Consider the following 12,839-nt stretch of genomic DNA (forward strand, 5'->3'; position numbering starts at 1 on the left):
AAAAAAAATCTGCTTCATTTTAAGATTTCAGGATTCCGCATCAGGTAATCTAACGCTTCTTTTACTGCCTGCTCAGGACTTTTAGGATTAAACCCCAATTCATTTCTGGATTTGGAAATATCAAAATCCTGCTGCAATCCGGAAAACATAGCAATATCTTTTCTCGTCAGTACCGGGGCTTTCCCACTCAGTCTTGCTGTAAATTCAATAAGTGCTGCAATCGTCATCAGAATTCCTTTCGGAACTGACCGTGGAATTTCCAGTTTCAGTTCGGGATAGAGCGTATTGGCTAAAATAGTGGTATCTGTAATGGTCATACATTTTTCATTGGCTAGAATATAGCGTTCACCGGACCGTCCTTTTTCTGCAGCCAGATAACATCCTTCTGCCACATCTTTCACATCGATCCAGTTCAGGGTAATTTTAGTATCTACCGGAATTTTTTTGTTCAGAATAAGCTTCAGTACTCCGTATGAAACATTCAAAGGTAAAAATGCTTCACTTCCGATCATTGCTGATGGCATCACGGAAACCAACTCAATTCCCAGCTTGGCTGCCAGATCAAAGGCCAGTTTTTCACCATCATTCTTTGAGTTGTAGTACATATCTCTCCGGTCCGGATTATAGCCATTGCTTTCTTTGGTGGGAAGCTGAGTATAGTTGAGAGCGGCAATGGAACTTACATAAACTATTTTCTTTACTCCTGCTTCAGCAGCAGCTTCAATGGTATTCCGGGTCCCTTTGATATTCACATCATAAATTTCTTTTTTTGGATTTTTCGCCCATAATTTGAATGAGGCGCCTACGGCATAAAATGTATCTACTCCTTCCAGAGCTTTTACAAAGGAAGCTTTGTCTGTTATATCAGCCTGTAGGACTTCGCAATTTAACCCTTCAAAAGGTTTACGGTTGTTGATATTTCTTACTGTCGCCCGTACCGGCAGACCTTTTTTTAATAAAAATCTTACTAAATTATTCCCCAGATGGCCATTCGCTCCTGACACGAGACTTAAATGATTTGTCATTGCATTGATTTTAATACAGCAAAGTTCACCTTCCTGTCTCCGGAACCACTTGACTTTTGTTAGTTAATTATTTTTCTTCTGATCCTGCTCAGGCTTTCCGGTTTCATGCCTAGAAATGAAGCAATATACTGAATGGGAACATTTTGAATAATTCCGGGGTACTCTTCCATGAGCTTCAGATAACGTTGCTCAGCATTTAAAACAGATAATGCTTTCGACCGGTTTTCATTATAGGTTATCGATTGCTGAAAAACCGAAATACTGAAATCTTTCATGGCCTGGCTTTCATGGATCAGCAGATCCAGATCGGTCTTGGAAATCCTCAATAGCTCACAATCTGTAATGCATTCCACATTATTTTCAGAAACTCTCCCATCGATAAACTCAGAATATGATGTAAAAAAGCCCGGTGGACAGTTGATATGGGTAGTCACTTCATTTCCATTCTGATCCACATAAAAAAGTCTCAGGTATCCTGACACAATATAGTAAAGATACTGAGGGACTTTCCCTGCTTCTTCTATCACGGTATTTTTTGAAAATCCCACAGGCTCAAAATACCGGATGACCGCTTCCCGCTCTTCGGAAGTGCAATCGTGATCTGAACAAATGTATTCTAAAAGTTTAGTGTGCATTGAAGTGAATATTTTTGAGTCTGATACAAAAATACCAAAAGAAAACATCAGTATTTATCAATCTTTTAAAAGAATTTTCACTTACCCATGTAATAGGATCCTCAAAATAATTGTCTTGTATAAAAACAAAGTATGAATCGAAAGCTCGTTTTTCTTTTAAGTCTTATTTCATCTTCATTCATTTTTGCACAAAGTGTGGAAGGAAGCATTACTGATAAAGACAATAAACCGGTATCTGATACTGAAGTTCTGATTACAAAGAATGACACCAAATTTTCTGCCATCACGGATGAAAAAGGATTATTTAAAATTCCTTTAAAAGAAAACGGAGATTACCTACTTGAAATCATCAAAGACGGGGTAAAAACCAATACTGAAAAAATAACAGTCAACGGAAACCACAGAAAAGATATTCAACTCAAAGAAGCTCCCGTTGCTGAGCAGAAGATAGAAGGGGTAACTGTGACTGCAAAGAAAAAATTATTCGAGAGAAAAGTAGACCGCCTGGTCTTCAATGTAGAGAATTCTGTAGCATCTCAGGGAATTGATGCTATAGAAGCTCTTGCCAAAACACCGATGGTAAAAACCAGTGATGATGCGATAAGTATTGCCGGAAAGAGTAATGTAGCCGTAATGATCAATGACAGGCTGCTGAATCTGAATGGGCAGGAACTTATCAATTATCTGAAGACCCTCCGTTCCGACGATATTCTTAAAATCGAAGTGATCACCACACCTCCTGCTAAATATGATGCTGAAGGAAAAAGCGGGCTGATCAACATCATCCTTAAGAAAAATGCCAATCTGGGCTGGAACGGATCTCTTCAGACCTCAGGAAATTATTTTTGGGGAAGGCCTACAGTATCAGCAAGAAGCGGGGCTACCTTCAATTATCAGGGAGAAAAGCTATCGCTAAGTACCAATCTATCTGTGGGTGACAATTACTGGTATTATACCACTTATAATTATCTGACCGGAACAACCAATAATAACTATTGGAACAGAGATACCCAAAATCTGAACAATTACAAATATAAAGGCGGAAACGTAAAGGCCGAATATAAGATCAATGACAAAAACCTGATCGGGATCAACTATAACTATTCTCACAGCAATCCTTTGGAAAAGGGAGAAAGTACTTCGGAAAGATTCAATGAGGAAGGATTGTTGAATATTACTTCCAACTTCAGAAACAGAAACAGCAGGGATGTTCATAATGCAACGGCATTTTATGAAACAAAATTAGACAGCATGGGAGGTAAGCTGAACCTTACAGCCAATATGATGCTCAATAATTCGAATGCAAGGAATTTTTCCAATACCATTACTTCAGAAACCATCTCTACAATGGCCAATCCCATCAGCAAATACAGGATTTATTCCGGGCAGGCTGATCTTGAAAAAACGTTTGGAAAAATCAAGACTGAAGCAGGATTGAAATACACGAAAATAAAAAATGATTCCGAGTTTAATTTTTTTAATATCAACAACGGACAATATGATCTGAATACGGACAGAACCAATACGTTCTTCTATCATGAAGAAAACTATGCGGTCTATGCATCTGCCAATTTTAAGATCAGTGAAAAGTGGGATGCCAAGGCAGGCCTTCGATATGAATATACCACTCTGGAAGGAGTTTCTATGAATGACGATACTTCTGCTAAGATCAAATACGGAAAGTTCTTCCCTACAGCCTATATCAGCTATAAACCTAATGAAAATCATTCATTTTCTCTCAACTATTCCCGCAGAATTTCCCGCCCGTATTTCGGTAACCTGAATCCGTTCAAATATTATACATCCGAGTATGAATACACTACCGGAAACCCTTACCTTCTGCCATCATTCTCAGATAATTTTGAATTTGGTTATGTTTTGAAAAATAGTCTGAATTTCACTTTATACTATAATTATAACAAAGACAACTGGGACAGAATCCAGATGGTAGACGGAAACTACAGATATACGGTTGCCCGAAATTTCTATAATGAAGACCAGGCCGGAATCAATATCAGCTACAATTACAATAAACTGAAATGGCTGGAATCTTCTATTTTCGTCAACGGATCTTATTCCAAGTCAAAATCTTATGACCCGGCTATTTCACCAGCACCAGCCGGCTACAGTGCCAATCTGAATATTGACAATAGCTTCTTTCTGAACAAAGAAAAAACCGTAACCTTGATGCTGGGACTTTGGAGCAGCCTTCCTAACAGGACCGGTAATACTTACTATTATACCAGTAATTCTCTATACACCGGGATGAAACTCGCCTTCATGGATAAAAAACTTCTCGTTAATGTGTATTTAAATGATATTCTGAATACCAACCGTGAAAAAGGTATTGAATATTATCCAACCTATAACATCGATTATCAATATAAAGGAATTACAAGAAACGTTCATCTTTCTCTTACTTATAAATTCGGGAACAATAATGTGAAAGGCGCTACCAAGCAAGTGAAGTTTGAAGAATCCAACAGAGCAGGTGGGGGTAATTAAGCCTCTTTCACCTGAATAATTTGCCTAACCAGGATAAAAACTATAACACCTGCCGGCAGTTTCCTCATTATGATGTGGATCTGCCGGCTTTTTTATTTTTCCGGATTACAAATGAATATTTTTTAATGCTAAAAAAATAATAGATCAGCCCTCCTATACCATAAGCCAGTACATCCAGAAAATCTCCGGTGAATATTCCTGATAATTTCGGACAGAGAACTTCAAACAGGAAAGCCAGATACAGGATTGAAGTCAAGACAAACTTCAGATCGGGCTTCCAATGATAGCCCAATATCGTATTCATGGTATATTCTATCAGATAACAATACATAGGAACCGTGATCAGGTCTGTAAAATGATCATTGATGATAGGAATATAGATTCCGTTTCGCCTCAGCAGAATGATACTCACCCATGCTGCCAGTCCAAGCAGAAACCAATATGAAATTTTCCTTTCCATCACATGTGCAGTACTGCCATGATAATCCCAAGGATCACCTGCAGAATCTTGGCGATCGTATCCTGAAAATCCGTCTTATTTTCTGGGGTTTTCTTTTCCGGAGATTCGTAATTGAACTTTTGTTTCCCTTCCATTGTCAATAGAATTTGATCCTGCAAATATACTTAAATTAGAACAAACGTTCTAATTTTGCAAATATGATTTATATCCATACTTATTATTCATATATTTGAATGATGAACACAAAAGAAAAAATCCTGTCTAAAGCCCTGGAATTGTTTAATGAAAGGGGATACAATACGATCACTACCAGACATATTGCGGCTGAGCTCAACATCAGCGCAGGGAATCTTCATTATCATTTCAGACATTCTGAAGACATCATCAAAATTCTTTTTTCGGAGCTTACCCTGAAAATGGATGCATTGCTGAACCATATGAAAAGTATGGAACGTACAACCCTTGAAGATCTCTACCGATTTACCTTCTCCACCTGCGAAATCTTCTATTCTTACCGGTTTATATTCATCAGCTTTGTAGATATACTGAAAAACATTCCTCAAATAGAATCACAGTATGAAGGAATCAATTTCAGCCGGAAAGAAGAGTTCCATCAGATATTTTCCGGTTTTCAGAAGAATAATATTTTTCAAAAAGACATTCCTGCTTTTGTGGTAAACTGCCTTACCGAGCAGATCTTCATCATTGCCGATAACTGGCTTACCCACAACAGATTGATTTCAAAACTCGATCAGCAGGATGCTATACAGCATTATACGCTTCTTCAGATGAACCTCTTCTATCCTCTTCTCAACAAAAAACAGCAGAAGCTTTATGAAGAACAATACATCGGGTAATCAAAATATTAGGGTCAGAAAAGGAAGTTTCGATGATCTGGAAACGATGCAGCTGCTTTTCACAGATACCATAGAAGTCATCTGCCAAAAAGATTATAATGAGGAACAGCGCAGAGCCTGGCAGTCTGGAACAGAAAATGAGGAAAGATGGATGAATGTGCTCAGAAATCAATATGTTTTAATTGCGGAATGTGAACATCAGATAGTGGGTTTCTGTACGCTGGATCAGGGAAGTTATATTGATCTTCTTTTTGTACATAAAGATCATCAGCAAAAGGGTATCGCCTCTATACTTTATCATGAGATTGAAAAAGAAGCTCTGCTGCACCATGCGGAACAAATCACAGCAGATGTGAGCAAAACTGCCAGACCATTTTTTGAGAAAGTTGGTTTTCATGTGATCCGGGAACAGATGGTGGACGTAAAAGGAACTGCCCTTATGAATTATAAAATGGCAAAAGATCTGATCTCTTAATTTATGACGTATGGAATTACAACCGGAATATAACGAATACAGAATTTCAGTTCCAGAGGAATTTGAAAATGTGTTCACTCATTTTTATTTTGCTGAAAATATTTCTGAAAATCCGGTTACAAAAACACTTTTGCCAACGTATCAGACCATTCTGTTATTCTGTTTTGGAGAAAATGCTACGATGTCTACCCGGGAAAAAACAATAGTGGAAGTTAATAAATGTATGATATTCGGCCCTGTAAGACAGGCTTTCGACTATAGTCTTCCGGCAGGCTGCTCTATTCTGGTAGCCAATTTTAAAGATGATGCATTTTTCAGGTTTTTTGGAAAAATCTCTATTGAACAATCGGTAAGACATCCTGACGAACTGTTGGAGGAAAACTGTTTTACAGACTTGTGGCATCAACTCACCGTATTAGATTCCACCACAGCACAGGTGAGTCATATTCTTGAGTTCTGCAAACCCTATCTTCAGCAACAGGATATGACCGGTGAACTTTTAAGTAATTTTGAAGATCCTCTTTTAAATCCTATTAAAGTTATTGCTGAGCAAACCCATCAGACCGAAAGAAACATTCAGCGGAAACAAAAGGAACAGTTCGGGTATTCTTTAAAGGAACTTACCCGCTACAACCGTTTTTTAAAAGCAATAAAAATCATTGAAGAGGAAACCGGAAAACAGAATAAAGTCAAATGGTTCAGCATCATTGATGAGTGCGGGTATTATGACCAAAGCCAGCTGATCCATGATTTCAGGCATTTTATCAACATTTCACCGGCCCAATATCTAAAGTTCCAGCAGGAAATCTGTAATCCAAAGTCATCATAAGCCGTTTCGTTTTCTTACAATTTTTGAAAGGTACGACCTCCTACTTTTGTCTCAATTAATTTAAACAACAAAGCAATGAGACATTTAATCATTTACGCACACCCCAACGAAAACAGTTTAAATCATCATCTTTTAAACACCGTTATTGAAACTCTTCAATCTCAAAATCAGGAGATTATCGTAAGAGATCTTTATGCCATCGGTTTTGATCCTGTGCTTTCTTTGGCTGACATGCAGGGACAGCACATGGGAAAGGTATCGGAAGATGTACAGACTGAGCAGGACTATATTTCATGGGCAGAGCAGATTACTTTTATTTATCCGATCTGGTGGACCGGGCTTCCTGCCATTATAAAAGGGTATATAGACCGTGTTTTCAGTTATGGTTTTGCTTACCGCTACGATCAGGGAATACAAAAAGGCCTTCTGAAAGGTAAAACTACAGTGATCATCAATACCCACGGAAAATCACATGAAGAATATGAGCGCTCCGGAATGGATAAAGCACTTAGCCTGACCTCTGATGGTGGTATTTTCACTTATTCCGGGCTGGACATCACCAGGCATTTATTTTTCGATAAAGCAGATAGAACGTCCTCGGAAAATCTGGAAGGCTGGAAGGCTCAGATTAGAAATCTGTACCCGAAACAAGTTGTTAATTATTAAAAATTCTTTCTATAGAAAAATACACAGAAAAACAAAGCATCAACCCTATTCTATTGACTTCTGGCAAACTGATAAAGAAGATCATCAAACATCGTTTTTACATCTTTCTTCTCTATTTTGCTTTTAAAGGATTTATGGCATGGAATTAGCTTTAGGAATCGCAAGTAAAATTGTTTTGAACCATTATTTTAAACCATTAAGATTCGTAAACGGTTAAGTTTTTTCTGAAAACAAATCTTGTTATAACCCTTACAAAGTATCTTAATGGTTTAGATATTGGAACGGCAGAAAAAATCTGCTACATTTGCATCGCATGAAACATCTTAACAGCATATTGCGTCTTCCATTCTTCAGTGAATATTATACTCCGGGCTATCGTTCGGGAAGACTTTCTATATCTGTAATTCATTAAAATAATCTAACGTTATATATAGAGCCCGGACAGTACCTGTCCGGGCTTTTTTCATTTAAAAATTTTTATCATGATCAACACATTACAAGAAAATGTAGCTATCATCCTACCGGAAAACGGTCTGGAAGAAAAGCTGGCACAAGCTAAAGAAGAAAACAGAACATTATCCATCAAACTTGGTTTTGATCCCACAGCTCCGGACCTTCATCTGGGGCATGCCGTGGTTCTCAAAAAGCTGAAACAGTTTCAGGATCTGGGTCACAAAATTATTATTGTGGTGGGAAGCTTCACTGCAAGAATCGGGGATCCTACAGGAAAAAATAAAGCAAGAAAACCTCTGAGTGCTGAGGATGTACAGCATAATGCACAGACCTACATCAACCAGCTTTCCAAAGTACTTGATATTGAAAAAACAGAAATTGTATTCAATTCCGACTGGCTGGATGCTCTAGACTTTTCAGAAGTCATACAGCTGCTTTCAAAGGTAACGGTAGCCCAACTGATGCACCGTAATGATTTTAATAAAAGGTTTACTGAGAACACTCCTATTGCCATGCATGAATTGGTGTACCCTATTCTTCAGGGCTTTGATTCGGTAAAGATTGAATGTGATGTTGAGATGGGAGGTACGGATCAGCTTTTCAACTGTACCATGGGAAGACAATTGCAGGAAATTCATCAGATGCCTGCTCAGATCGTGATGTGTATGCCTTTACTGAAAGGGCTTGATGGAAAGGAAAAAATGAGTAAATCTCTAAACAACATCATCGGACTGACCGATGCACCGAATGAAATGTTCGGTAAAACAATGTCAATCCCGGATGCTTTGATTGAAGAGTTCATTGACCTTACCACAGATTTTTCAATCGAAGATAAAAACAGTTTGAAATCAAAAATGGAAAACGGCGAAAACCCTATGAACATCAAAAAACTGATCGCTAAAAATATCATCAGCCAGTACCATGATGATGAAGCGGCTGAAAATGCAGAACTGTTCTTCAATAATCAGTTTCAGAATAAGAATTTTGAAGAGAAAAGCTTTGAACCTGTTTCAATTCTTTCCCTGAATTCTATTGAAAACAAAATGATCCTTGTCGAGCTTTGTCACCTGTTAAAAAATGACCTCAGCAAATCCGCTGTAAGAAGGCTGATCCAAAGCGGAGGTATCCAGATCGATTCTGTGAAAGTTTTAGATCCTGATCGGGAAATTGAACTTTTAAAAGAGATTAAAATAAAAATCGGAAAAAGAAATTTCTTTGAATTGGTATAAAAAAATCGAAAACCGGAAGCGTATTATTGAGTTCTTCCGGTTTTTATTTAACCTTTCTTTATACTTTCATAGTCCAATTAAATCAATATCTTCGCTCCTGTAAATAAAAAATAATGGCGAAAGCTGAAATCCCCAAACAGATCAATGAAGCGCTATTGAGGGATCAAATGAATACGGAGCTGGGCGAACAGGGAATGATCCGGACTTATCCTGAGTCTTCGGAAAATTTGGTATTTCCCCATCAGACAACCAGCAATCGTCATGGAGATACTGCATGGTGGCAATGCAATGAAGCTGGAAAAGAACAGGTTCAGATCAGGCTCAGAGATAAAAGGATGATCACCTGGAAACCTCCTGTTAATACCCTAGAGCAGCCCATCTTTCGGGATGGATTTTTATATTTTCATGAACAATATCTGATTATAAAATACAAGGATAAGCATTATCAAAGACTGTTTATTTTTAATAGCCAAATATTACAGGACGAGGAAATCCTAATCAATGCCCTTACCATCCGGGTAAAAGTAATAGGGAATGAATTGTTTTTAGCAGGCTTTTACCATGATGAAGAAATGATAAAAATCACGATGTATCCGGATCGTCTTGAAAGAGAAATAATTGATGAGGAATACCTCAGCCAAAGGCATATCACATTTGATTAAGAAAAACCGCAGACGATAAAGAAATTTCCAACATATATTCCAACTAGTACCATGGGAAGAGATACTTCAATTTATATGTTTGATAGAGCAAAAACCTCTACCACTCTCCATAATGATTTACTAAACAAAGTCTACTCTACCGAAACATTTAAAAAGTTTATTGAGGACAGAAAAAAGAAGTTCAATGAAGACTATATAAGTTTTGACAACATTCTGGAAACCCTCAGAAAAGATGCTAATCTCCTCACTCCTCAAGATTTATTTGAGATCACTCTATTTTTGAGCCATCAGGTCTATACACACTCTAAACAGGAAGACTGGAGCATTGTAATGGAACAAATTGAAAACTTATATCACCACTATGGAATTATTAAACTTTTTGAGCTTCCAAGTAAAACCGTATGCACAGCTTATATGTTTCAATATGGGAACTATACTGAGTATTTTCCTCTTGATGAAATAAAAAGTGAGGATGGCGGTGCCAATATCCTATCTGAAGATTTTCTGCGCTTCAATGATTATGTCATTCTCGTCATGCAAAGAATTCTCGAAAGAAAACTTGATGGTTATGATTATGAACTGACTGAAGAAGAGAAAAATATTATTGACATCATTAAAAATGAAAACAAGGACAATGCTCTTCTGACTGAAGTCATTGAGAATGAGTTGAATTTTCTTATAGAAATGTCTGCTACTGATAATGATGGTCCTTATTCACATACCATTTACCATGCTTATAATTTTCTGAGCACATCTATAGAAATGAAATCCAGGATTGATGTTCAAAAAAATCCGAGAATTGTCATTATAGATTCTTATTAATCTTTAAGTATGGCCTGAAATTCGAATTCAAAAAATCTATGAAAACTTCACTTACCTATCAAAAAGCTACAGAAAACGATATTGACTATCTTCTTGATCTAAGGACGAAAACGATGGTTCCGCATTATGCTGAATCTAATCTGCCTACAGACCGGGAAACGACTCTTCAAAGGATTCTTTATCAGTTTGACAAGGCGAATATTATATTTCTGGACAATCATCCCATCGGCCTTCTGAAAGTTGACCGCACCGATACGAATATTGATATACTTCAACTTCAGATAGATCCCAATCAGCAAGGGAAAGGACTGGGAAGAATGATTCTGAGCGATATTCTGGATGAAGCTTCTGCATCAGGGAAAACAGCTTCTTTAAGTGTTTTAAAGACCAATAAAGCGCAGCATCTCTATTCCAGTCTGGGTTTTGAAATTGTGGGCGAAGATGAACATTCTTTCTTCATGGAATTCTTACCTTTTGAAAACACAAATAGCACGAATAATTTACACGAATAACACAATTTCCGGATTTGGGAAAATATTGGTTAAATTTTTCATATTTACACATCATAGGTTTAGGCTAAAGCCATTGGAATGGGGGCAATGTAAAAAGCGGACTAAAGTCCACTCCTATTGAATTTTCATACTATTATTTTATATGAGGAAGGTACATCTTCCAGCCTCACTCTTCCAGCTTCCATCCTCGTCTTCCGCTATTGATTCGCCATCGTTACATAAATCAGCCTCCCTCCTTCTTCTGCGGAAAGCAATATTTTTTTACCATCCGTAAGCTCTACCATAGAACCTGGCGGAATATCTTTCTGTTCGGTAATATCTTTCATGCCATGCTGCCCCTGATTCACCAGAACCCATTTCCCCTGATGGAAGGTGAAATACCCCACGGGCATTTTATCCTGCATCGTCAGGTTCTCATTCCGGATCACTTTTCTGGAAACATGCCATTTGAACAGATACTGATTATGATAGACCATCAGTCTGTGATTCTCCGGTTTCCATACCTCATCATCAAATTTAAAATACAGATCCAAAACCGGTAATGTTCCGTGATGAGGTGTTCCACAGAACGGGCATTTCGGATTACTGGTATTGTCAAAGACGTACCATTTTTCTGTACATTCAGCATGATGACAAGGCTGTATAAGATCTACAGTTTTCAGCAAAGCAGTTTCCCATTCATTGGCAGTAGGGCGTCTGATAGGATCGTGCAACCCATCAATAAAAGCTTTTCTGAACAGTTCTGAAATATAAGGTCCTGTTACCGAATGGGAAATCTTTTGAGGATCTCCCCAGAATGCATCCCATTTTCTAAGATGATCGGCTTTTACCTGATTGGAAGGATCTTTCGGATGCTCTACAAACAATGCTTTTTCTCCCATTGAGATGATTTCATCTTTTTCAGAATCCAGATCCCAGATCTTTCCTCCCCGCAAAGGATGTCTTCTAAGCAGATACATATAAATCAGAACGGCAAGCGCATGGAGATCGGTCTTTTGGTTAGGCAAATGTCTGCCAGGATCCTGAAGGCTTAAATGTTGGGTTTTTAAAACTTCGGGAGCAATAAAATCGGCAGTCCCGATCACTTCCGGCTGAAATAGTTTTGGAACGACAAGGCCGTCTATATCAATGATACATGCCGATTTCGTCACCGGATCTACCAGAATATTATTGTAGGAAAGGTCCGAATGAGCCAGCCCCATCTGATGCAGCTTCTTGACTCCCCTACTGATATTGATTGCAATCTGAAAATAGCTCAGCCAGTCTCCCAATTCAGACGGATCCAGTCTCAATGGGTATTGCGGATTCCTGAACATAGGAGCGGTAAACCATTTCCCCACTTTATCCTGTCCCTGGATATTATCTGAACCGATATAGCCTTTGGCAAAGAAAAATTTCTGATGGTAGACAGGAACCACAATTCCTGTGAGCTTCCCTTTTTCAACAATATCATGGGGCCATCTGAATATTTCATTCAAAAAGTATTCTGAAGAATTCCCGTTCTGTATATTTTGCAGGTAAGTGGAAACAATTCTCATGATCCGCTCTTTCTGCCCTTCATCCAATGGATTTCTGTAAAAAGCCACTACATAATCTCTTTCAGGAGAAAAGTAGACATCTTTCACCCCACCCTGTATTGGGTTTTCATCAACATATTCATAGGATTTGGCTGTATCCAGAACGGAAACAACCTTAACGGTCTTTTTCAT

The 12,839-nt window shown here is 38.0% G+C and carries 14 protein-coding genes; 9 read left to right on the forward strand and 5 right to left on the reverse strand.

Going from position 1 to position 12,839, the window contains the following annotated elements; translation table 11 throughout:
* Positions 1–14: 14 nt before the first annotated feature.
* Positions 15–1,025, reverse strand: a complete 1,011-nt coding sequence (locus tag AC106K_RS12040) for an NAD-dependent epimerase/dehydratase family protein (RefSeq protein WP_482445570.1) — start codon at positions 1,023–1,025, stop codon at positions 15–17.
* 59 nt (positions 1,026–1,084) lie between these two features.
* Positions 1,085–1,660, reverse strand: coding sequence for a Crp/Fnr family transcriptional regulator (locus AC106K_RS12045; RefSeq protein ID WP_482445572.1), 576 nt, complete (start codon positions 1,658–1,660; stop codon positions 1,085–1,087).
* 132 nt (positions 1,661–1,792) lie between these two features.
* Here AC106K_RS12045 and AC106K_RS12050 point away from each other — a divergent pair, with 132 nt between their 5' ends.
* Positions 1,793–4,165: a TonB-dependent receptor domain-containing protein gene (locus AC106K_RS12050; protein ID WP_482445574.1), complete on the forward strand. Its 2,373-nt coding sequence runs from the start codon at positions 1,793–1,795 to the stop codon at positions 4,163–4,165.
* A 67-nt stretch (positions 4,166–4,232) separates the two neighbouring features.
* Here the strand turns inward: AC106K_RS12050 and AC106K_RS12055 are convergent, their stop codons facing one another.
* Positions 4,233–4,625, reverse strand: coding sequence for a hypothetical protein (locus tag AC106K_RS12055; protein ID WP_482445576.1), 393 nt, complete (start codon positions 4,623–4,625; stop codon positions 4,233–4,235).
* Entirely contained in the window at positions 4,625–4,759 is a 135-nt protein-coding gene (locus tag AC106K_RS12060) for a hypothetical protein (protein WP_482445578.1), read from the reverse strand. The genes AC106K_RS12055 and AC106K_RS12060 overlap by 1 nt, the downstream gene beginning before the upstream one ends.
* A gap of 99 nt (positions 4,760–4,858) precedes the next feature.
* Between AC106K_RS12060 and AC106K_RS12065 the strand changes: the two genes are divergently transcribed.
* The 8 genes from AC106K_RS12065 to AC106K_RS12100 all read left to right on the forward strand — a co-directional run bounded on the left by AC106K_RS12065 (position 4,859) and on the right by AC106K_RS12100 (position 11,130).
* Positions 4,859–5,482 (forward strand): TetR/AcrR family transcriptional regulator, encoded by a 624-nt coding sequence (locus tag AC106K_RS12065; protein WP_482445580.1) that lies wholly within the window; start codon positions 4,859–4,861, stop codon positions 5,480–5,482.
* Complete coding sequence (locus tag AC106K_RS12070; RefSeq protein WP_482445582.1) at positions 5,460–5,957, forward strand: GNAT family N-acetyltransferase; 498 nt, start codon at positions 5,460–5,462, stop codon at positions 5,955–5,957. The genes AC106K_RS12065 and AC106K_RS12070 overlap by 23 nt, the downstream gene beginning before the upstream one ends.
* Positions 5,958–5,967: 10 nt before the next feature.
* The gene (locus tag AC106K_RS12075; protein WP_482445584.1) at positions 5,968–6,786 is read left to right on the forward strand and encodes a helix-turn-helix domain-containing protein; all 819 of its coding nucleotides are present in this window, start codon (positions 5,968–5,970) and stop codon (positions 6,784–6,786) included.
* A 75-nt stretch (positions 6,787–6,861) separates the two neighbouring features.
* Entirely contained in the window at positions 6,862–7,452 is a 591-nt protein-coding gene (locus AC106K_RS12080; RefSeq protein ID WP_482445586.1) for an NAD(P)H-dependent oxidoreductase, read from the forward strand.
* 482 nt (positions 7,453–7,934) lie between these two features.
* Complete coding sequence (tyrS, locus tag AC106K_RS12085; protein ID WP_482445588.1) at positions 7,935–9,134, forward strand: tyrosine--tRNA ligase; 1,200 nt, start codon at positions 7,935–7,937, stop codon at positions 9,132–9,134.
* 113 nt (positions 9,135–9,247) lie between these two features.
* On the forward strand, positions 9,248–9,796 hold the full coding sequence (locus AC106K_RS12090; RefSeq protein WP_482445590.1) for a hypothetical protein: 549 nt from the start codon (positions 9,248–9,250) through the stop codon (positions 9,794–9,796).
* 75 nt (positions 9,797–9,871) lie between these two features.
* A complete protein-coding gene (locus AC106K_RS12095; protein WP_482445592.1) occupies positions 9,872–10,618 on the forward strand; it encodes a hypothetical protein in 747 nt (248 codons plus the stop codon).
* Between the two features lie 38 nt (positions 10,619–10,656).
* Positions 10,657–11,130, forward strand: coding sequence for a GNAT family N-acetyltransferase (locus AC106K_RS12100; RefSeq protein WP_482445593.1), 474 nt, complete (start codon positions 10,657–10,659; stop codon positions 11,128–11,130).
* A gap of 197 nt (positions 11,131–11,327) precedes the next feature.
* Here AC106K_RS12100 and AC106K_RS12105 read toward each other — a convergent pair whose 3' ends face one another.
* Entirely contained in the window at positions 11,328–12,839 is a 1,512-nt protein-coding gene (locus AC106K_RS12105) for a protein kinase domain-containing protein (RefSeq protein ID WP_482445594.1), read from the reverse strand.

It is taken from the genome of Chryseobacterium sp. FR048 (assembly GCF_056844665.1).

What these genes read in the sequence shown, in the direction of transcription:
- AC106K_RS12040 (WP_482445570.1), bottom strand. Translation starts at nt 1,025, where the DNA reads ATGACAAATCATTTAAGTCTCGTGTCAGGAGCGAATGGCCATCTGGGG.
- AC106K_RS12045 (WP_482445572.1), bottom strand. Translation starts at nt 1,660, where the DNA reads ATGCACACTAAACTTTTAGAATACATTTGTTCAGATCACGATTGCACT.
- AC106K_RS12050 (WP_482445574.1), top strand. Translation starts at nt 1,793, where the DNA reads ATGAATCGAAAGCTCGTTTTTCTTTTAAGTCTTATTTCATCTTCATTC.
- AC106K_RS12055 (WP_482445576.1), bottom strand. Translation starts at nt 4,625, where the DNA reads ATGGAAAGGAAAATTTCATATTGGTTTCTGCTTGGACTGGCAGCATGG.
- AC106K_RS12060 (WP_482445578.1), bottom strand. Translation starts at nt 4,759, where the DNA reads ATGGAAGGGAAACAAAAGTTCAATTACGAATCTCCGGAAAAGAAAACC.
- AC106K_RS12065 (WP_482445580.1), top strand. Translation starts at nt 4,859, where the DNA reads ATGATGAACACAAAAGAAAAAATCCTGTCTAAAGCCCTGGAATTGTTT.
- AC106K_RS12070 (WP_482445582.1), top strand. Translation starts at nt 5,460, where the DNA reads ATGAAGAACAATACATCGGGTAATCAAAATATTAGGGTCAGAAAAGGA.
- AC106K_RS12075 (WP_482445584.1), top strand. Translation starts at nt 5,968, where the DNA reads ATGGAATTACAACCGGAATATAACGAATACAGAATTTCAGTTCCAGAG.
- AC106K_RS12080 (WP_482445586.1), top strand. Translation starts at nt 6,862, where the DNA reads ATGAGACATTTAATCATTTACGCACACCCCAACGAAAACAGTTTAAAT.
- tyrS (WP_482445588.1), top strand. Translation starts at nt 7,935, where the DNA reads ATGATCAACACATTACAAGAAAATGTAGCTATCATCCTACCGGAAAAC.
- AC106K_RS12090 (WP_482445590.1), top strand. Translation starts at nt 9,248, where the DNA reads ATGGCGAAAGCTGAAATCCCCAAACAGATCAATGAAGCGCTATTGAGG.
- AC106K_RS12095 (WP_482445592.1), top strand. Translation starts at nt 9,872, where the DNA reads ATGTTTGATAGAGCAAAAACCTCTACCACTCTCCATAATGATTTACTA.
- AC106K_RS12100 (WP_482445593.1), top strand. Translation starts at nt 10,657, where the DNA reads ATGAAAACTTCACTTACCTATCAAAAAGCTACAGAAAACGATATTGAC.
- AC106K_RS12105 (WP_482445594.1), bottom strand. Translation starts at nt 12,839, where the DNA reads ATGAAAAAGACCGTTAAGGTTGTTTCCGTTCTGGATACAGCCAAATCC.